This window comes from Acinetobacter sp. 479375, assembly GCF_000581715.1.
In the GTDB taxonomy this organism is placed as follows: domain Bacteria; phylum Pseudomonadota; class Gammaproteobacteria; order Pseudomonadales; family Moraxellaceae; genus Acinetobacter; species Acinetobacter ursingii.
The window spans coordinates 112,171-133,261 of the sequence record NZ_JEZN01000005.1 but is presented as its reverse complement, the minus strand read 5'-3'; the positions used below and the strand labels follow the sequence as shown (position 1 = coordinate 133,261).

Sequence of the window (21,091 nt, the reverse complement as noted above, 5' to 3'; positions counted from 1 at the left end):
TCCTAAGATTCACCTCATCTTGTTTGTTTAATTTATGCGTATTGAATGAATCAACTCGATACACCGACACCAATGAGGTCATTAAAATGAATATGATGCGTAATATCTTATTAGCTGCAACTTTAGCAACCACGGGTTATGTATCTGCACAGACACCTGTTAATCAGTCTGCTTTAGCGCCAACAAAAGTGACAAGTGTGAAGCAAGCTTTGACCATGAAAGATGATGCACCTGTAATGCTTAAAGGGCAGGTGGTTAAATCTTTGGGAGATGAAAAATATCAATTCAGAGATACTACTGGTACGATTACAGTCGATATTGATGATGAATTATGGCAAGGTCGTGCAATTTCTCCCACTACGACCGTCACTTTGATCGGTGAAGTTGATATTGACCGTATCCCAACAAAACGTGTTGAAATTGATGTGGATAGCGTTCAATTTTAACACTAGACCCTAAACGTTCTCCTCCAGAGAAACCGCATGTCTGATTTTGGATTTGCGGTTTTTTTACTTTATAGTGAAAAACAGATCTATTTAATGATAAAGCACTTGAGATCGCACATGCGCATATTAATAGCTGAAGATGATTGTTCCCAAGCCGAAAGTATCAAATCATGGCTTGAAATGGATGGCTATCGTGTGGATTGGGTTGAGCGTGGCGATTATGCGATTGCCGCCATTGAACAACACCAGTATGACTGTATTTTGCTAGATCGAGGTTTACCTAAAGCGACAGGAGATGATGTATTACTCGCCTTACGCAAACACCAGCCAATTACTCCTGTTATTTTTATTACTGCCAAAGATACGATTGAAGATCGGGTGACAGGATTGGATTTGGGGGCAAATGACTATCTGGTTAAGCCTTTTAGTCTGGATGAACTTTCTGCCCGTGTACGCGCTCAGTTACGTTCCCAACAACGTGCAAATAGTCATATTTTAGAATGGAAACAACTCAAACTAGATACCCATGCTAAAACGGTATTGCTAGATGAGCACATCGTGGATTTAACCGCAAAAGAATTCCAGATTTTATATAAATTGATGCAATACCCCGAACGTATTGTAAGACGTGAACAACTTGAAGAATCGCTTTATGCATGGGGCGAGGAAATCGAAAGTAACGCGATTGAAGTTTATATTTATCAGTTGCGTAAAAAAATCGGTGCAACTTTGATTAAAACCATTCGTGGTTTGGGCTATCGAATGGGTGAGTAAATAATGAATCGTCCCGTATCTTTGTCATTACAGTCCAAACTAATTAGAACAACGCTATGGAGTGGCGTGATTGCAGGCGTAATTGCTTTTATGTTGCTGGTGTTTTTGACCTGTTATCACACCATGAAAGTACAAGATGAAATCATGGACGAGGTTTCAGATATGTTGTTGCTTTCTGATGTGCATTTACCTTCAGGTCAGCAATTGGATGAATTAAGTGATGAGTTCGATCTGCAATATGTCTTGTATTGGAATCATCAACTGCTCAGCCAATCCACAGATCATGATGCCTTAGCTCTAAATTTAGACGTTGAAACAGATTTTTCCTTGCGATGGAAAGATGGACAGCTTTGGCGTATTTATCGGCAGGATAAAGCTGAAACAGGACTCATATCTATTGTGATTCAGCCTTTATCGGCACGCTTTGATGAGCTATGGCAAAGCCTGATCTGGTACTTGGTGGTTCTGATCATTTTATGGTTATTACAATGGGGATTGATGCGTTGGGGGATTCGTCGTGATCTGGCGAGTTTACGAAATTTATCTCAATCTATAGAACACAAATCGGCGCAGGATTTACAACCCATTGTCACGCCACACATGCCTACAGAAATTCAACCTGTAATCAACTCTTTAAATCAACTCCTGCATCGATTGGATCGGGCATTATTGGCAGAGCAGGCATTTACTGCGGATGCTTCACATGAATTACGTTCTCCTTTATCTGCCATACAAATGCGCCTGCAATTGATTCAGCGAAAATATCATGATATTCCTCAACTTAAACAGGATTTAAGCCAAATTCAAAATGATGTCGATCGCAGTACTCAGGTTTTGGAAAATTTACTGCTTTTAGCACGTTTAGATCCTGCCCATGAACAACAACTCGCAAAAACGCGGTTATCTCTAGATGAAATTATAGTAGAAGTTATCGCCGCATTGTCTTTGTTTGCAGAAGATCAAGGTATTGAAATTATTTCAGATTTTAGCGCATCACAGACTGAGATTTATGCGAATCATGAGCTGGTTTTTACCTGTATCCGTAATCTGCTGGATAATGCCATTCGTTATTCACCTAGTGATTCTCAAGTCCATATTCAACTTGAAAATATACCACCACAGTGCATTCGTTTAAGCATTCACAATCATGGCGAGAAAATGGATCAGCAAATTTTTGAACGTTTGGGACAACGTTTTTTTAGAGGTTTGGGAACAGGACAGCGCGGTTCGGGATTAGGGCTTTCCATCACGCGAAAGATTGTGATGTTGCACCATGCACAATTGGATTTTCATGTCGTTGAGCAGGGTGGTTTAACGGTAGAACTTATGTTTACTTTGGCAGAAGACTTAGATCCTTCTTAAAGTGGGAAATGCTGTTTTAAAAAGCATTAAGTGAATAATATCCAGACCGTTCACAAAGAAAAACAGTATGGCTCAAGCCATACTGTTTATATATTTTATTTGCCCACGAGTGTTATTATTTTAGACGGTTTTTCTAATTATTTAGTTAGAATCAAACGGTTGTTACGAGTTAAGCGTAAGCGGTATTCTTCACCGGCATGCATAATGCGAATTTCACGACCTAGGGCAAATAGATTGTTAGAATGCAACATTGGCAAAGATTGAGCTGTTTCGTTGCTACGAGTAAATAGGTTAAAAGGTGCGTTCATTTGTTGTGCTCCGTGGTGTTTTAGCTAACGATTTAAATGATAATCATTATCGAATAGGCCTGTCAATCAAAAAATGAATATTTTATAAAAAATAAAATTTGCTTACACTTGGGTAAAATTGAGGAAGATCTAAACGCTATGTCAAAACCTGTGATCGATATTGCTATTGGGCTGTTATTACATCGCGGAAAAGTATTAGTAGGCTGGCGCCAAGCAAAGCAGCATCAAGGCAATAAATATGAATTTCCAGGTGGCAAGGTAGAATCAAGAGAAAGCCCTGAAGAGGCGTGTCGCCGTGAGATTTATGAGGAAGTGGGTATTGGATTATCACAATGGTATGCGTTTGATCGTATTCAACATGAATATGACGATATTGTGGTCAATCTTCATCTGTTTTATGCCTATGTCCCTGACGACTTAATGCAGCTGATTCAGCAGCCGTGGACGTGGTATGCACGTGAGCAATTAACGCAGCTCAATTTCCCCAAAGCCAATGATTCGATTATTCAGCGTTTAGTTTGGCCGCATTACATCAAAATTAGTCATCAATTATCCGACTTTCGACCAGAGGCAAATTCACTTTTTTATTGGAGGGTAGAACCAGATCAGTTTTTAGCTGAAGATTTACATCGATACTCATCAGAAGATTTACAAAAACTGATAATCAATATTGAGCATTTTCAAAAAATGTCCAGCGATTTAACACCCTCGATAAAGACTTTGCATCTTAAGCAACATCAATTGATGCAACTGCGAAAAGGGGATTTGCAACAAACTAAGCGTTATATCGCTGCCTGTCATGATCTGGTTGCGTTGCAACATGCCGAGCAAATTGGCTGCGATGCGGTGTTGATCAGTCCAATCCAGACCACACAAACCCATCCAGAGCGCCAAGCTTTAGGGTGGGAAACTTTAGCACAATGGACACAACACATTCATATTTTAGTTTTTGCACTAGGTGGGTTGCATCCTGATGATCTTGTCAAAGCACAGCAGCATGGTGCTTACGGAATTGCAGGTATTCGTAATTTTTAAATTAATATAAAATTTCAGATGTTTGCAATATCTACAACAAGCCTTAAAGTGAATTTAAGGCTTGTTGAGCTTGCTGTACGGTTTGTGCATGATTTTGCTTTTGCCCAGCGACTAAAATAGCCTGCCAAAGTTGTTTTTTCATTGGCGCAGATTGAGCATAACTTAAACCGCGTCGTGCCAGTGATTCTGCCGAACTGTATTGTCCTTTTTGATTGGCGACTAAAGCCAAATACATAAAGGTTTCTGCCGCTTGTGGCGCTAAACGCTGAGCCTGTAAAGCAAAGCGTTCAGCATCGTCCCATTTTTGCTGACGATACGCCGTCTGAGTCTGTTGTATCAGATTTTTAAAAGCAGGAAGAGATCGTCCATCATTAAATTGCTGTTTTGCCTTTTGTTCAGGAACGACAACACGTACTGGTTTACGTTTGATTTCTTCCTGTTCATAGGGTGTGATTTCAACTCCATCAGGTGTTTCTACCGTTTTCTTGGCAGGTTCAGCAGGCTTTTGTGGTGCTTTTTTCTGTTCTTCATGTAAAGGGAATGTCGAACATCCCACAAAAGCAGCCATTGTTAATACTAAAAAACCTTGCTTCCACATACGTTTTAAATCTCTTTTACCAACCGTGATCATTAGTTTGAATAACTACCACTGGAAATGACGCGATTATTGGACAGATCATTTTGCATTTGATCTTCACTGTCACGAATATAGTTGTCCATGCTATCGTTCGCAGGGGCACTTGTATCACCGTTTTCCGTATCAGAATTGTAAGTTGGCTCAACCTGATAATGTGGTAAGCCACACACAGTTGCCTGACGCGGGACATTGTTACGTATGAGTGGGATGTACATCGCACCTTCGCAGCCCTGAGCGGATAAATGACCTGTAGCAGAGTCAATCCATTGCCATTGCACATCATCTGTTTGACGTAAGTTAACGGGCTGTTGACGCAATTGTTTCATGACATTGGTCCAGACAGGTAATGCACCTGATGAACCTGTTAATCCCGTGATTTTATTGTCATCCAGACCCAGCCATACGACAGCCAGATAATTACCAGAATAACCTGCAAACCATGAGTCACGTGTATCGTTGGTCGTTCCTGATTTACCCGCAAGATTCAGATCAGGAGATAAAGTATTATAAGCGGCTTTACCTGTACCTGAACGCATGACTTGTTGCAGACCATAATTCAAAATGTAGGCAGCAGATGGATCAATGGTTTGTTGAACATTTAAGCCAAAACGTTCTAATACATGACCATTGGCATCAACCACAGAACGAATCGCACGAGTCGGGTATTTAAAACCGCCTGTTGCGAAGTTTCCATAGATACTGAGCATTTCCATTGGTGACATATTTACCGCACCTAAAAATGCAGATGGATAGTTTGGAATATCTGAGGTGACGCCAAATTTTTTCAGGTTATTGCTAAAAGTGGATAAACCAAATTCCTGACCTAAACGCACGGCTGAAAGGTTATATGAGTGTGCCAGTGCTTGTTGCAATGTAACGACACCATGTTCACCGCCACTATAGTTCTTAGGTGTCCAGCTTTTATCGCCGCCTACTGGGATATTGACCGCCGCATCTTGAATTTGACTCGCCCAGTTATAACGTCCAGACTCAATTGCACTTAAATAAATGACAGGTTTAAGCAATGAACCGACTTGACGTTTAGCATCTACTGTACGATTAAATCCTGTAAAGTCCTGAGTCGAACCAACAGCAGCAATTAACTCTCCATTTTCTGGATGTTGAACCAATACAGCGCCTTGTAAATCTTTAAGGCGAGCTGGATTACGGTTTGCAATTTGTTCGACAGTCGATTTAAAGGCATTTTGAATACGAGTTTGAGCAATTGGATCAAGTGTTGTGAAAATACGTAAACCCTGATTGGTTAAGTCATTTTCCTGATATTCAGAACGGAGTTGGCGACGAACAATGTCCAGAAAATCTGGGAATTTCGCTGGCCCAAGACTTGGTTTAGCCACCACGCCTAAAGGACGTGCACTTTCTTTATCGTATTGATCCTGAGTTAAGTAACCCATCACTAACATATTATTTAGCACGATATTACGACGTTTAAGTGCCGCTTCAGGATTACGCCACGGATTATATAACGAAGGTCCTTGTACCAAACCCACCAGATAAGCTTGCTGCGCGATGTTTAATTCACGTAGGGGTAGACCAAAATAAAACTGTGAAGCCAAGCCATAGCCATTAATAGAATAGCTACCATTTTGCCCGAGATTCACTTCGTTTAAATAGGCTTCCAGAATTTCATCTTTACTATAATGTAGCTCTAGCAACATGGCCATAAACGCTTCATTGGCTTTACGTTTGAGTGTGCGTTCTGGACTCAAATAGAAGTTTTTGACTAATTGCTGTGTCAAGGTCGAACCACCCTGACGTCGGCCACCTGTGACATTACTCACCAAGGCACGTGCAGTTCCACGTATAGAAATACCATGATGACTATAAAAGTTACGATCTTCTGTTGCGACCAGCGCTTCAATCAAGGTTTTTGGCACTTTGTCCAGTTTAATCAGGACACGGTCTTCATTGTGTTGCGGATAAATGCCGCCAATCAAGAGCGGTTCAAGTCTAGCAATGCCTGTTGATGATGGCTTGGTGGCGCGAATATCTGAAATTTGATCATTGGCAAAAGACACCTGCAAAACTTGTTCAGGTTCAGTACTATCACCAAAATCGAATCCGCGAGTATGCACATACATGGTATTGCCCTGAACCACGTAACTCCCAGATTTAGTGTAATTTTGGGTGCTTTTATAGCCAAGCAATCCTAGTTCCTGACTAAAGTCAGTCTGAGTCACAGGTGCATTGGTATAAAGTTCCAGAGGTCGTGCAAAAACCTTTGCGGGGATGTCCCAGCGTTTACCTTCAAATTTCTCGCGAATAATATTATCCAGTCGAATTAAATAAATACTAAATGCAAGAAAACCGCCAATAATGATCACTGAAAAAATAAGCGCAAAAAAGCCGATGCCACGTTCAAACTTCATAAATCTGTCATAAAAGCCAACAAAGTGTGCTAATCATGCGATAGCTTTTATACATTTTGCAATGATAAATCTGTGAACAAGCTAAAAAACTCATTTTTTCTGCTAAAGCTTCAAATTCTTTAGATATTATTGATTGATAATCAACATTTTTATAGAGATAGATGGGGTAGATTGATTCGAGACGATTTTAGAATTACTGTGTTATATTAGTCGCACAAATCGCATATGATATGTTGATCTTAGGGTTCATCGTGATTTTGCGATGGATGAGCCTCATGTATATGATGCTTCACAGACCAACCCTATACTGGCTTTAACTTATAGGCATCCAATGCAGTCTGCAAATCTTTCAGCCAAATCTTTTCGTAATATCGGTTTAATCGGCCGTCCTGATAAATCATCAGTCGTTGAAACATTAAGTCTGATTCACGACCATCTTTTGCATTTGGGATTACATCCTGTTTTTGATCAGGAAACGGCAGCACTTGTCCCTGACAATAACACGCAAAGTGTAAGTCGTAGTTTATTGGGTGAAGTGGTGGATCTCGTGATTGTGGTGGGCGGTGATGGTTCACTGTTGCATGCTGCACGTGCATTGGTTCGACATAATACCCCTGTAATCGGGGTCAACCGTGGTCGCTTGGGATTTTTAACCGACATTAAACCTTCTGAGGTGATCTTTAAACTTGATCAGGTATTACAGGGACATTTCCAGTTAGATCGACGTTTTTTACTGGAAATGGAAGTTCGTTCCAAAGGTGAAACCATTTATGATGCGATTGCGCTTAATGATGTGGTTTTACATTCTGGCCGCTCCGTACATATGATTGATTTTGAGCTGAATATTGATGGTCAGTATGTTTATCGTCAACATAGTGATGGTCTGATTGTATCGACACCAACAGGCTCAACCGCGTATGCACTGTCAGGTGGTGGTCCTATTTTGCATCCGGGTATGGATGCGATTGCTTTAGTTCCAATGCATCCGCATACTTTATCTTCACGTCCAATCGTGGTCAGTGGACACAGTGAAATTAAACTCACGATTCGCGAAAATCGTGTTCTCCCGATGGTGAGTGCTGATGGACAAAACAGTATTTCCTTGAATGTAGGGGATACAGTGCATATCCGAAAGCATCCATTTAAGTTAAACTTATTACATCCACCCGGTTATGACTTTTATATGGCTTGCCGTACAAAGCTTGGCTGGAATCAGGATTTTGACTCATTTCAACAGCAGGATGACGCATGAATATTGAACAAATGCTTGCCGTTTTAGATCCAGATATCGTGGAGCGTTTAAAAACGGCAGTGGAAATTGGCAAATGGCCAAATGGTATCGCATTAACTCAAGAACAACGCCAAATTTGTATGCAAGCGGTCATTGCGTGGGAACATGAGAATGTCCCTGAAAAAGAGCGTACAGGTTATATTGATAAAGGTAAAAAGGAAGAAGGTGAGGAGTGTGATTCACACCTGCCAGAACCTGAATTTAAACCGATCCGTTTTATTTAAAACGTATCGGTTTTCATGGTATTTAAAGTGCTTTGTCGAATCTAGTATTCCAAAGCACTTTTGCTTTTTGCATCGCTTGAACATAATCGTCAACCACATTCATGGTATATAGCGCAATACCCATCGTTTCAATAATTGCCATTTCACCATATTCATGACTCGTCTGACCCAACCACACTTGTTTAAATGTGGCTAAATCAAGTTCATCTTCAGTTGGGCTACGTTCGGGGGTCAATTTAGGCAATTCGTATTCATACAATTCACCATTTTTAATACCGCAAATAAGCGTTTTTGCATCAGGATTACGCTCAAATTCACCACCTTCGCCTTTAATCACCGCACTATTTTTATAGCCCAGTTGATACGCTGCTTGTTGGTGTGAATTACGATAAGCAGGATGAAAAATGGCTTGCAGGGTAGCTTTGGCATTAAAGGGATTAATTAAACGCGCTAAAGTATGAACAGGTGAACGAAGCCCCATGACATTCCGTAAATCGATCATATCACTCAGGACAGGGGAAATTACGTCCAAAGGTAAATAAGCAAAATGTTGTTGCTGTAATTGTTGCTTAACATCTTGTTGAGATCTACAAATTGGATAGTCCAAATATTGAAGGACTTGTTCAGTATACACACGGTTAATGGTATGACCCGCAGCACCATGCATTACAATGTTATAACCATGCTTTGCTAAGGTGAGTGCAGATAATAGAAACCACGGATAATGTTTACGTTTACCCGCATAAGATGACCAATCCAGATCGACATCTAATGGCTGAAAGTTCAGTTGATCTTTGGTGGCTTGTACAAATCCCGTGAGCTCTTCAACAGATTCCTCTTTCACCCTTAGCAACATTAAAAAGGCACCCAACTGAACATCCAAGACTTCTCCTTTCAAAATCATGGAAAAAGCAGCATAAGCTTCTTCATAATTTAATGATCGCGAACCTGTTTTTCCTTTGCCGAGTATTCGTACATATTGGGCAAAAGGATGTTCACTGTCTTTATATAGATTTTTCTTAGTGTTCATATGCGGTCAATATTTCGTTGAAAAATGAATAGCATCACTATGACATAAAAATAAAATGAAAGAATTATTCTTAAGGGTATTAGACTAATGTCTACACTATTTTTGATTAAAAAATAGCCGAAAAATGGATTTTGTAACCGATAAAAAGAGGAATTGCAGTAAACTCTCGGCATTTTAGTACTGTTTAATTTTTATTAACGATTTATTCGTTACCTCCCATTTTTCTTTAAACAGATTAAGTTCTAGTTTGATCGGAACGTTTTAAGTCGTGAGACTGTTTTGAAAAACATATTGTTTTTCATCTTAAGGAAAGTTTTCTTGTAAAAGAACTTCCGCCATGAGTCATTCAGACAAGTGGGCTAAAGGGCTGTCTATAAATTTTTTATAGATATTTTTATAGATATATTTCTAAGGGCTTAGAAATATTTGTTGACGTAAAGTTATGGCTAAAAAACCGATTTACAAATCACTTTATTTTCAAGTGATCATTGCCATTATCGCAGGTGTTTTGGTTGGACATTTTTATCCAAGCACAACCCAAATCGTAGATGGTGTCAAAGAAAATATTCCGGGGTTAGGAGAACAACTCAAACCTCTGGGGGACGCATTTATTCGTCTGATTAAGATGATTATTGCACCTGTCATTTTCTGTACGGTGGTTAGTGGTATCGCGGGTATGGAGAGTATGAAATCTGTCGGTAAGACTGGCGGAATTGCATTACTTTACTTTGAGATCGTTTCAACCATCGCACTGATTGTAGGTCTTTTGGTAATTAATATTGCCAAACCTGGTGTGGGGATGAATGTCGATCCAGCGACACTCGATACAGCAGGGATTGCGAAATACGTTGCCTCTGGTCAGTCCCAGTCTACCGTCGAATTTTTGATGCATATCATTCCTGAAACGGTAGTAGGCGCATTTGCCAATGGTGAAATTTTACAAGTTTTACTGTTTGCTATCTTATTCGGTTTTGCACTGCATAAATTAGGCGATGCAGGTAAACCTGTGTTGAAACTGATTGATCAAATTTCACATGTATTTTTTAACATCGTGAATATGATCATGAAGCTTGCGCCGATCGGTGCTTTTGGTGCAATGGCTTTTACCATTGGTAAATATGGTGTTGGTTCTTTGGTACAACTTGGACAACTTATCTTGTGCTTCTATGTCACGTGTTTGTTGTTTATTTTTATTGTACTGGGCACGATCAGCCGTGTGTGTGGTTTCAGTATTTTCAAAATGTTACGCCTCATCCGTGAAGAATTACTGATTGTACTGGGGACATCTTCGTCAGAATCAGTGTTACCGCGAATGCTGAAAAAGCTCGAAATCGCAGGTTGCGAAAAGTCGGTGGTCGGTTTGGTTATTCCGACAGGTTATTCATTTAACTTGGATGGTACTTCGATTTATCTGACCATGGCTGCAATTTTCATTGCTCAGGCCACCAACACCCAACTAGATATTCAACATCAGATTACGTTGCTAATTGTGCTATTGATTTCATCGAAAGGTGCAGCAGGAGTCACAGGTTCTGGATTTATCGTCATGGCTGCAACTTTGTCAGCGGTGGGGCATATTCCAGTTGCGGGACTTGCCTTGATTTTAGGTATTGATCGCTTTATGTCTGAAGCACGTGCTTTGACGAATTTAACGGGTAACAGTGTAGCAACGATTGTCGTTGCGAAATGGGTCGGTGCATTGGATATGCAAAAACTTCAGAATGCATTGAATAACCCTGAAGAAGTTGATCGTCAAATGCTTGAAGAGAATGAGCGGTCTGCTGCGTAATTAATCAAAACATGTAATATTTAGGGATGACTTCGGTTATCCCTTTTTTATAGGAAAAGTTTCATTTTTTTAAAAATTTTCTTATTTATATTTAGTTTGTTATCACATTGGATTGTATTTTATTTCTTAAAAATATAGTTGAATTTTCAATTTTTTGAAGATAATTATTAAAAATAGCTTAATTGATTGTACTCAGAATGATCAATTTGTATTAAAACAGTAATGCAAATGAGAATGTTTTTTATTAGTATGCACAAGTTTTATTTACTAAATATTTTAAGTCTGAGTAATTTTTCTAATGAATCAATTTAATTTAAAAATGAAGCGTATAAGCGCCTTTAAGCTGAGTTTATTAGCAATGATGATTGTGCAAACTCATTCTGGATTTGCAAAAGATCTTGATGAATCGCTAAATACTGATGAGCTACAAACGACTAAAGCAGTCTTGCCTACCATTAAAATTGAAGCAATGAGCGAACTTGATCCAGTCAAAAGTTATATCGACTATGATGAAGCAAATGTCACGCGTAATGGTCTAAAGAAGAAAGATATTCCACAAACCATCGATACTATCGATGTACAAAAATATAAAATATATGGTGCTAACGATTTAAGTATTATGCTGCAAGGCACACCCGGAATATCGACCAGTTACGATACTCGTGGCGATGGTATTTATTTACGTGGTTTCGCCGCAGATGCAGGTGACATTTACCGTGATGGCGTGCGTGAAAGCGGTCAGTTACGCCGTAGCACAGCCAATGTTGAACGAATCGAGATACTAAAAGGGCCTGCTTCAGTTCTGTATGGTCGAAGTCAAGGTGGTGGCGTGATCAATATGGTCACAAAATTTGCCAATTTTGATTCAAAAAGTACAGTTGGGCTTTATACAGGTTCCTACAATAATGTTGGGGCAACCATAGATATTAATCGAGCTTTAAATGATCACTGGGCAGTCCGATTAACAGGTGAAAAGGCCGATACCAATAGTTTCCGTAAAGGAATTGGTTCGCAAATAGAAATGCTTTCACCGAGTATTAGCTATCGCAATGATGATCATACTTTGTTGTGGACGACACAATATACCTACGATAAATTGGACCGTACTCCTGACCGAGGGCCAAGTTATGAAAACTTGCCGAAAGATGTCTCATTAAAAACAGGTTTTGCGCGTCCAACTGATTATATAGAAGATGAACTTCAAACTATTCGTACAGATCTCAAATATGAATTTGCACCTGAGTGGAAATTCCACTGGGCGGCTAGTTACCGTCAAGCCTATCAAAATTTTGATAATTTCTTTGGTGGAACATGGTGTGATTTGAATGGTAAACAAATCACGGGTGCAGCGTGTACTTGGAAGGGATATTTACGCCAAAGTTATGCATGGCAAGAAACTATGAATAAAACATTACTTAATACTTTTGATATTACAGGCAAATTTAATACAGGTCGTCTTGAACATCAAATTATGTTTGGTAGTGATTGGACACATGAGGATCGAGATCCAAAGCTTGGTAACTATTCAAGCGGTAGTCAAAGTTATTATGGTTATATCAATCCTTATAATCCTTCAGATTATTATGATGATTTGCCTGTAAATGCCCATAAAGCAACCACGACCATTAACCATCACGATGCTGAAAATCTAGCGTTTTTCTTACAGGATTTAGTGACACTTACTCCAACTTTAAAAATGATGCTCGGTATTCGCTACGATACATTTGAATTTAAAACACAGGCACAGGTTGCAAATAGTAAGCCTGTAAATGTATCGAAAAGCTATGATGGCGAAAGCTTAAGCCCAAATTTTGGCTTTGTCTGGCAGCCAACAGATCAGCATAGTTTTTATACCTCATATAGTAAAAGTTTTGCTCCTTATGGTGGGCGAGGCATGATCAGTATTGATCCAAATGTGAATAATACCAGTGTCTATGATGCAAAACCTCAATACAATGAACAATACGAAGTCGGGGTTAAAAGCGATTGGTTCGAGCAGCGTTTAAATACACAGTTATCGGTTTTTGATATTACCAAGAATAATATTCGCTATCAGCCAGATCCAACAAATCAACCTAATGAATGGCAAGTCGGACAGCAACAACAATCAAAGGGTGTTGAATTCAGTTTTATTGGTCGTGTCTTAGAGAATGTCTTTGTACGCGGTGGATATGGTTATACCGATGCCAAATGGAAAAAAGATACTCGCGCTACAGTAGCAGAAACCAGCCGCTTAAAAGGTAATCGTCTTGCCAATATCTCTGAAAATACAGGTAATTTATTTATACGTTATTTACCCGTTGAAAGAGTCTATGCTGAAATTGGTGGCACCTACGTGGGATCATTTTATACCGCAGATAACAATCTGAACAAGATTGAGGGCTGGACACGCCTAGACGCAGCTTTGGGTTATAAGGATGAGCATTGGGGGATTACTTTCGCAGTGAATAATCTCACCGATAAAGAATACTGGCGCTCTAACGCGATGCCAGGTGCGCAACGAAATTATTTGGTTCGTCTTAATTATCAGTTCTAAAGTTTCAGTTTTAAATCTCAAATAAGCTTTTAATAAAAAACCGTGCAAATGAATTGCACGGTTTTTTATCTCTTAGAGTGAGCGTTTTTAAATTCTGGCGTGTTTACCGTACTTATCGATCATGATCGAACTTGCTTCATTTAGGCCTTTTACAGTGACCTGTATATTATTTTTCTGGAACTTTTCAATAATGCTATCGAGAGAAGCGACTGTTGTCACATCCCAAATGTGAGAATGCGTTAAATCAATAACGACTTGTTTAACATTTTCCTGAGAATCAAAAGCCTGAGAGAAACGTTCCGAAGAGCTAAAGAATAATTGACCACGTACATCATAAATGCGTGTGTCGCCATGACGAGAAGTTTCAATATGTACATCATTTTCAAGTTTTTGCGCCAAAAATAATGCAGAAAGGAGAACCCCAACCAAAACCCCAATTGCCAAATTATGAGTTGCAACCACCACGATGACTGTGGCTATCATGACAATATTGCTGCTTTTAGGATTATGTTTAAAGTTTTTAATCGATCCCCAATCAAAAGTGCTGATAGAAACCATAATCATCACGGCAACCAATGCTGCCATAGGAATGACCCGCAACCAATCACTGATAAACACAACTAATATCAGTAGAAAAACACCAGCAACGAGAGTTGAAAGACGTTTGCGCGCGCCAGATTTTACATTAATCATGGATTGTCCAATCATGGCGCACCCTGCCATACCACCCATAAAACCAGTCACGATATTGGCAAAACCCTGACCTTTACACTCACGATGTTTATCGCTCGAACTATCCGTCAGTTCATCCACAATAGTCGCGGTCATCATCGATTCTAATAATCCTACTGCTGCCAATGCACAGGAATAGGGTAAAATAATCCATAAAGTTTCAAGATTCCACGGAATATCTGGAATAAAGAAATGCGGTAGGCTATTGGGTAAATGACCCATATCACCGACGGTTCGTACATGTGAGTTTAAAAATAACGCCAAGAATGTAATGACAATAATACAGACCATGGGTGAGGGAATTAACTTGCCAATCTTGGGCACATAAGGAAATAAATAAATAATGGCGAGCCCTAAAATCACAAATACATAAACCTGATACGAAACATGTAATAATTCAGGAAGTTGTGCCATAAAAATTAAAATAGCCAAAGCATTTACAAAACCAACCACCACAGATTTGGAGACAAAGCGCATCAGTTTGGCGAGTTTAAGTTGCCCCGCAATAATTTGAATAATACCTGTCAAAATTGTTGCTGCAAGAAGGTAGTTTAGTCCATGTTCTTTGACTAGGCTAACCATCAATAATGCCATAGCGCCTGTAGCTGCGGAAATCATGGCAGGTCGACCGCCCATAAAAGCAATGACAACCGCCATGGAAAATGAGGCATATAAGCCAACTTGAGGATCAACACCTGCGATAATGGAAAATGCAATTGCTTCTGGAATAAGAGCAAGTCCAACGACTAAGCCTGCAAGAACATCCCCGCGAATATTGGAGAACCATTCTTGACGAATTTGCTGAAACATAAATAGCCTGTAAGAGTATTTGTATATGATTAAAGGCTAGTGATGTGATATTTACACACACGACGACACCACATCACTAGACAGTGATGAATTGATAAATAAAAGAAACAATCAATTAAGGTGGCGTGATTTGCATAAAATAAAAGAGATTTTGAAACGAGCCGCTAGTGTAGCACCATTAGCCAGAGAACCAAAGCGAGCAGATGAGTCAGTTGGTGATTGCTAAACTTGAACTTAAAAAAGTGAAGAATAAAGAAGATGTATATGCTGACAAAAAAAGTCACTTTATGCCAATCTGAATCATCCTAAAAATATCATGATATCAGGCCGAGGATTTATCATTAAAACGGTAGAATAGCGACGCGTTCATTATTTTGTCACGATAATACAATAATTTATTAGTTGAGGCATCGCAGGACATACGCTGAGTATATTTGTATTTCCCAGCTTAAGTCCTCATAATTTGATACCTAAAGATCATTTGTTGTGCTTTCAAAAGTCTAAAAATGATAGTTTTGATACTTAAGTAACCAAAATTATACGAATACAATGAATAGCGAAACAATGAAAATTTTTAAATTGTCTCAAGGAGTTTAAGAATAAGATTGATGTTGACGCGATGGTTATCATAAATAGTTCTAAACTATTTAAATAATAATTTTAAATCAAAAGATTAACAATAAATGAGCGATCTGAAGGCTGTATTGTCCAGATCAGATCATGATGCACAAAGGGTTAAAAATTTCAAAAATGCATCACATATAAAGTATCAAGAGAATGTTTTATGTGTCGCTTTTTGTCTATTTTTGGTAAAATAAATCACAAATATGTGGATAACAAGAATATCGCTTATGAGAAATATACTTATTTTGATTTTTGCGAGCCTAGTGATTCTGCTTGGTTACAGTATTTATCTTGATTCTAAAGTAAAGAAAAGAGAACAGGTGAGTCGAGTAATCACAGAAGCAGAGCATAGTCTCAAGACACTTGAAGCGAATCCAAACTACAATCAACATTCGTCGCTTTCTGGTGTTCATCGTCAGGGTCTAATACAATAGCTTTAAGATTGTGATTTTAAGCTAATGATTTTAAATAAATTTCATAGATTTATCGAATTGGATTGCTAAAACAAAAATATAAATAATATGATATAATCTTTTCGGGGGAAGGCATTAAAGATATCAATTTATATTTTTAACATCATATTCCTTCAATTATATGTGAAGCTGCATACATCTATGCGGCTTTTTTGTGTTTTGGTCAGGTGATTAAACCTTATACTTTGTTACTAATAGTGCGTATTTGGAAATAGGGAATTGCTTTTTAATAATAAGCAAATGGCATATTGATTGCTTAATCCATTATACAATCGCAATGCGTCTTAAAAGTGTATTCAAATAAATATTTCCTTTAAGACCATATACATATAGCAACACAGTATGCTCAAACTTTTTGTAGGGACTATGTTATGTCAACTCCTAACCCTTCAGCAGACTTGTTAGAGCGCTTATTTAAACTAAGCGAAAATAAGACAAGCTTTAGAACTGAAGTGCTTGCAGGTGTAACGACCTTTTTGACGATGTGTTATATCATTATTGTCAATCCACTAATTTTGTCTGAAACTGGAATGGATCATGGTGCGGTCTTTGTCGCAACCTGCTTGGCTGCCGCTATTGGCTGCTTGGTCATGGGGCTAATCGCCAATTATCCAATCGCACTTGCTCCTGGTATGGGGTTAAATGCTTATTTTACCTACTCGGTTTGTCTGGGCATGGGTGTGCCGTGGCAAACTGCCTTAGCCGCAGTTTTTATTTCTGGTCTTATTTTTCTGGCAATCAGCTTTTTAAAAATTCGTGAAGCGATTGTGAATGCCATCCCGATGTCACTCAAATTTGCGATCGGGGGTGGGATTGGCTTATTCCTTGCGCTAGTAGCACTCAAAAATTCGGGCATTATTGTAGCAAATCCAGCGACGCTAGTCGGTTTGGGAGATATTAAACAGCCAACTGTTTTATTGTCACTACTCGGGTTTTTGATGATTGTGGTGATGCATCACTTTCGAATCCGTGGTGCGATTATTATCAGTATTCTGGTCATTACAGCCATTTCAACATTCATGGGTTTGAATCAATTTAAAGGTGTCGTTGGTGAGATTCCATCATTAGCACCGACTTTTCTACAAATGGATTTTGAAGGACTATTTACCGCAAGTTTGATTGGCGTTATTTTTGTCTTCTTCTTGGTCGATTTGTTCGACAGTACTGGAACACTGGTTGGTGTTTCACATCGTGCAGGTTTATTGGTCGATGGTAAATTACCGCGTTTGAAAAAAGCCTTATTTGCAGATTCGACTGCGATTGTTGCAGGGGCTGCTTTAGGAACTTCTTCGACTACACCATATATTGAGTCTGCATCAGGAGTGGCCGCAGGTGGTCGTACGGGTTTGACTGCGGTGGTAGTCGCTTGTTTATTCCTTGCTTGTTTGTTTTTGGCTCCTCTTGCTCAATCAGTACCAGGTTTTGCCACTGCTCCAGCACTTTTATTTGTTGGTGTGTTGATGATTCAAGGGATCACCAATATTGATTGGGAAGATATTACAGAAGCTGTTCCTGCGTTTTTAACCATTGTCTTTATGCCATTTGCTTATTCAATTGCAGATGGTATTGCGATGGGCTTTATTAGCTATGCCTTGATTAAATTACTGACAGGCAAAGCTAAAACTGTCCCATATATGGTTTGGATCGTGGCAGTACTTTGGGCATTTAAGTTTGCTGTATTTGGCGGATAATTTTTATTGAAGAAAAAAGGGTGCAGAGTGTTTTCTGCGCCCTTTGCTATTTTGGAGTTATTATGAATCAAGTTGAGTTAATTCGTGTTTTACCCAAAGCCGAATTACATGTGCATATTGAAGGCACGTTTGAGCCTGAATTGATGTTTGAAATCGCACAGCGCAATCATATTCAGATTCCTTATCAGTCGGTCGAAGAAATTAAACAAGCTTATAATTTTCATAATTTACAGTCATTTTTAGACATCTATTATGCAGGCGCAAATGTTTTGGTACATGAGCAGGATTTTTATGATCTGGCTTGGGCATACTTCGAAAAATGTGCTGAAGATAAAGTCGTGCATACTGAAATGTTTTTTGATCCGCAAACGCATACTGAGCGTGGAGTTGAGTTTGCGACAGTCTTGAACGGATTAAAACGCGCTTGTACAGATGCAAAAGACAAACTAGGCATTAGCTCTCAACTGATTATGTGTTTTTTACGTCATTTAAGCGAAGAAGATGCATTTAAAACGCTCGAACAAGCATTGGCATTTAAAGATGACATTATTGCGGTTGGATTAGATTCTAGTGAGGTTGGGCATCCACCGTCCAAGTTTGAACGTGTTTTTGCTAAAGCACGTGAAGCAGGTTTTTTAATTGTCGCACATGCAGGTGAAGAAGGTCCGCCAGAATATGTGTGGGAAGCACTGGATTTGCTTCAGGTCAATCGTATTGATCATGGCGTGCGATCAGACGAAGATCCAGCTTTATTGCAGCGTTTGATTGATGAAAAAATGCCGTTAACGGTTTGTCCGCTCAGTAATTTAAAGCTTTGTGTCGTAGAGGATATGGCTGAACACAATATTCACCGTTTACTCAAACAAGGCGTACATGTCACCATTAATTCAGATGATCCCTCTTATTTTGGTGGTTATATGAATGATAATTTTCTTGCGGTTCATGCAGCTTTGAATTTATCCAATGATGAGCTAAAACAATTGGCGATCAATTCATTTGAAGCATCTTTTATCGATTCTGCTGAAAAGCAGAAATGGATTGCAACTATCCAACAGCTATAAAAATAGAATATTGAATTAAAAAACGCATCTGAATGAGATGCGTTTTTTATGGAATTTGTTTAAGGGATTATTTGGGTTGTCTGGTCATGCTGATCAACACATGATCTTTGTCAATAAAATGATGTTTAAGTGCTGCCAAAATGTGTCCAACGACAAGAAGCCCTGCAAACCATGACAGATAAATATGCATCGGTTTCACGATCGCCATCACTTCAGGATTTTCACCAATCAGTTGAGGGATATTAAACAGATAAAGCACAGGTGCAGGGTGTCCAGCGCTCCAGCTAAACAAGCAGCCAGTAATGGGCAATGCCAATAAAATAAAATATAGGGCTAAATGACCTGCATGTGCCAGTTTTTTCATTAAAGGGGACATACTGTCTGGAAGTTGTGGCGCAGGATGGGTGTACCGCCAAAAAAGTCGAATCATGACAAGAAAAATAATGGTCGTTGCAATATTCTTGTGAAGAGTAATGACATCACCTTTAAAGCTGCCGTCAGTTTCATAGCTTAAAAAATTACCACTATAAAAACCAATGATCCACGCCGTAATAAAGATAATAGCCATAATCCAGTGTAAATATTGTGCCGTTCTGGTGTAGTACTGGCTAGAGTTAGACATGAAATGATGCCCTTTTACAATTGCGAATTATCACGCGAGAATAGACGAGAAGACACCTTGGAAAAATGGGGCTACTGTAACGAAGCGTTTTTTTAATGAAACGATCAAAACCGCCATACATATCTAGTGGTGATTGATTTAATTTAGCGCTTTTCTACAAATTAGTTATTTCATCGTAAGCAGGCTTTAGGCAAAATAGCTAAAACTTTTTTGGAAACAGCGATGAAAAAATCACTATTTGGTTTGACTGCATTTGTCTTGCTTTTAACAGGTTGTGCAACAGATGGTTCGATGAACACAGCGACAAATACCACAGAGCAATTAGGCATGACTGCCTTGAAAATTGCGGTAAATAACAAATGTATGAATGAAATCAATACTATTCCTGCTTGGCAAACTGCTTCTAAACTGATGACCGCTGATCAAAAACAGGATATTCAAACTGAAATTTGTGGCTGTGTCAGTGAAAAAGCACCTTATAGCGTTACTGCTGCTGATTTGGCAAATGCCACCTTTGATCCAAATGCAAGAGCCGCAATGGTAGGTCAAGTGGTGTCGAAAACGGTAACCGCCTGTGTAAATGAAACGTTCCAACAAACTTTGACGAAATAAATCATTATGATGATTGCTGGTGTAGATGAAGCAGGGCGAGGGCCATTAGTGGGGTCGGTGGTCGCTGCGGCGGTTATTCTAGATCCGAATAACCCGATTCAAGGCTTAAATGATTCTAAAAAACTGACTGAAAAAAAACGTGAAAAACTGTTTGTTGAGATACAGGAAAAAGCGTTGGCTTGGTCAATTGCGGAAGCAACGCATACTGAAATTGATGAACTCAATATTTTACAGGCGACTTTTCTGGCCATGAATCGCGCTGTAAATAACCTGAAAATTCAACCAAGTAAAGTGATTGTGGATGGTAATCAAATTCCAAAAGGAATGAGTATCAGTTGTGAGGCGATTGTTGGAGGTGACGCAAGCCATGCTGAAATTAGTGCGGCCAGTATTTTAGCCAAAGTTGCGCGAGATCGACAAATGAAGGCACTGGATGAGAAATATCCTGTCTTTGGTTTTGCCAAACATAAGGGATATCCTACCAAAGCTCATTTTGAAGCCATCACCAGTCATGGGGTGATCGATGAACATCGTCGTAGCTATGCACCTGTAAAGAAAGCACTCGCACTGGATGTTTGATCATCTAGGCTATAGAAATATTTAAAGCGGCTTGTAAGCCGCTTTAATCATCAACAACAATATAT

General features: G+C 39.2%; 19 protein-coding genes. 13 read left to right on the top strand and 6 right to left on the bottom strand.

Features of this window, described 5'->3' with window-relative positions; all coding sequences use genetic code 11:
• Positions 1–86 precede the first annotated feature (86 nt).
• The 3 genes from J500_RS06380 to J500_RS06370 all read left to right on the top strand — a co-directional run bounded on the left by J500_RS06380 (position 87) and on the right by J500_RS06370 (position 2,582).
• Positions 87–446: a NirD/YgiW/YdeI family stress tolerance protein gene (locus J500_RS06380; protein WP_005003738.1), complete on the top strand. Its 360-nt coding sequence runs from the start codon at positions 87–89 to the stop codon at positions 444–446.
• Positions 447–563: 117 nt separating this feature from the next.
• A complete protein-coding gene (locus tag J500_RS06375) occupies positions 564–1,220 on the top strand; it encodes a response regulator transcription factor (RefSeq protein WP_034698798.1) in 657 nt (218 codons plus the stop codon).
• Between the two features lie 3 nt (positions 1,221–1,223).
• Positions 1,224–2,582: an ATP-binding protein gene (locus J500_RS06370; RefSeq protein WP_034698795.1), complete on the top strand. Its 1,359-nt coding sequence runs from the start codon at positions 1,224–1,226 to the stop codon at positions 2,580–2,582.
• Positions 2,583–2,719: 137 nt separating this feature from the next.
• On the opposite strand, the gene hemP is transcribed toward J500_RS06370, so the two are convergent.
• Positions 2,720–2,890 carry a hemin uptake protein HemP gene (gene hemP, locus J500_RS06365; RefSeq protein WP_004989761.1) on the bottom strand — a complete coding sequence of 57 codons (171 nt, stop codon included), beginning with the start codon at positions 2,888–2,890 and terminating at the stop codon, positions 2,720–2,722.
• 138 nt (positions 2,891–3,028) lie between these two features.
• Between hemP and J500_RS06360 the strand changes: the two genes are divergently transcribed.
• Positions 3,029–3,925, top strand: a complete 897-nt coding sequence (locus J500_RS06360) for an NUDIX domain-containing protein (protein WP_034698792.1) — start codon at positions 3,029–3,031, stop codon at positions 3,923–3,925.
• 43 nt (positions 3,926–3,968) lie between these two features.
• Here the strand turns inward: J500_RS06360 and J500_RS06355 are convergent, their stop codons facing one another.
• Both J500_RS06355 and mrcB read right to left on the bottom strand, forming a co-directional pair.
• Positions 3,969–4,523 carry a tetratricopeptide repeat protein gene (locus tag J500_RS06355; RefSeq protein WP_034698834.1) on the bottom strand — a complete coding sequence of 185 codons (555 nt, stop codon included), beginning with the start codon at positions 4,521–4,523 and terminating at the stop codon, positions 3,969–3,971.
• 32 nt (positions 4,524–4,555) lie between these two features.
• Positions 4,556–6,952, bottom strand: coding sequence for a penicillin-binding protein 1B (mrcB, locus tag J500_RS06350; protein WP_034698789.1), 2,397 nt, complete (start codon positions 6,950–6,952; stop codon positions 4,556–4,558).
• A 331-nt stretch (positions 6,953–7,283) separates the two neighbouring features.
• On the opposite strand from mrcB, the gene J500_RS06345 reads away from it, so the two are divergent.
• Together J500_RS06345 and J500_RS06340 are read left to right on the top strand one after the other, a co-directional pair.
• Positions 7,284–8,204 carry an NAD(+) kinase gene (locus tag J500_RS06345; RefSeq protein ID WP_004989753.1) on the top strand — a complete coding sequence of 307 codons (921 nt, stop codon included), beginning with the start codon at positions 7,284–7,286 and terminating at the stop codon, positions 8,202–8,204.
• A complete protein-coding gene (locus J500_RS06340) occupies positions 8,201–8,467 on the top strand; it encodes a YeaC family protein (RefSeq protein WP_004989751.1) in 267 nt (88 codons plus the stop codon). Before J500_RS06345 ends, J500_RS06340 begins: the two co-directional genes overlap by 4 nt.
• A gap of 22 nt (positions 8,468–8,489) precedes the next feature.
• On the opposite strand, the gene J500_RS06335 is transcribed toward J500_RS06340, so the two are convergent.
• On the bottom strand, positions 8,490–9,497 hold the full coding sequence (locus J500_RS06335) for a glycosyl transferase family protein (protein WP_034698786.1): 1,008 nt from the start codon (positions 9,495–9,497) through the stop codon (positions 8,490–8,492).
• Positions 9,498–9,939: 442 nt separating this feature from the next.
• On the opposite strand from J500_RS06335, the gene J500_RS06330 reads away from it, so the two are divergent.
• Together J500_RS06330 and J500_RS06325 are read left to right on the top strand one after the other, a co-directional pair.
• Complete coding sequence (locus J500_RS06330; RefSeq protein ID WP_004998429.1) at positions 9,940–11,286, top strand: dicarboxylate/amino acid:cation symporter; 1,347 nt, start codon at positions 9,940–9,942, stop codon at positions 11,284–11,286.
• Positions 11,287–11,584: 298 nt separating this feature from the next.
• The gene (locus tag J500_RS06325) at positions 11,585–13,822 is read left to right on the top strand and encodes a TonB-dependent receptor (protein ID WP_004998428.1); all 2,238 of its coding nucleotides are present in this window, start codon (positions 11,585–11,587) and stop codon (positions 13,820–13,822) included.
• An 87-nt stretch (positions 13,823–13,909) separates the two neighbouring features.
• Here J500_RS06325 and J500_RS06320 read toward each other — a convergent pair whose 3' ends face one another.
• Entirely contained in the window at positions 13,910–15,364 is a 1,455-nt protein-coding gene (locus J500_RS06320) for a SulP family inorganic anion transporter (RefSeq protein WP_004998426.1), read from the bottom strand.
• Positions 15,365–16,215: 851 nt separating this feature from the next.
• Between J500_RS06320 and J500_RS17515 the strand changes: the two genes are divergently transcribed.
• The 3 genes from J500_RS17515 (at position 16,216) to J500_RS06305 (ending at position 19,213) form a co-directional block, all read left to right on the top strand.
• Positions 16,216–16,422 carry a hypothetical protein gene (locus J500_RS17515; protein WP_010588781.1) on the top strand — a complete coding sequence of 69 codons (207 nt, stop codon included), beginning with the start codon at positions 16,216–16,218 and terminating at the stop codon, positions 16,420–16,422.
• A 410-nt stretch (positions 16,423–16,832) separates the two neighbouring features.
• Positions 16,833–18,152, top strand: a complete 1,320-nt coding sequence (locus J500_RS06310; protein WP_004989736.1) for an NCS2 family permease — start codon at positions 16,833–16,835, stop codon at positions 18,150–18,152.
• Between the two features lie 62 nt (positions 18,153–18,214).
• Positions 18,215–19,213: an adenosine deaminase gene (locus J500_RS06305; RefSeq protein ID WP_034698782.1), complete on the top strand. Its 999-nt coding sequence runs from the start codon at positions 18,215–18,217 to the stop codon at positions 19,211–19,213.
• Between the two features lie 67 nt (positions 19,214–19,280).
• Here J500_RS06305 and J500_RS06300 read toward each other — a convergent pair whose 3' ends face one another.
• Entirely contained in the window at positions 19,281–19,835 is a 555-nt protein-coding gene (locus J500_RS06300; protein ID WP_004998419.1) for a cytochrome b, read from the bottom strand.
• 222 nt (positions 19,836–20,057) lie between these two features.
• On the opposite strand from J500_RS06300, the gene J500_RS06295 reads away from it, so the two are divergent.
• Together J500_RS06295 and rnhB are read left to right on the top strand one after the other, a co-directional pair.
• Complete coding sequence (locus J500_RS06295) at positions 20,058–20,447, top strand: hypothetical protein (protein ID WP_034698779.1); 390 nt, start codon at positions 20,058–20,060, stop codon at positions 20,445–20,447.
• Between the two features lie 6 nt (positions 20,448–20,453).
• A complete protein-coding gene (gene rnhB / locus J500_RS06290) occupies positions 20,454–21,026 on the top strand; it encodes a ribonuclease HII (RefSeq protein ID WP_034698776.1) in 573 nt (190 codons plus the stop codon).
• The last annotated feature ends 65 nt before the right edge of the window (positions 21,027–21,091 follow it).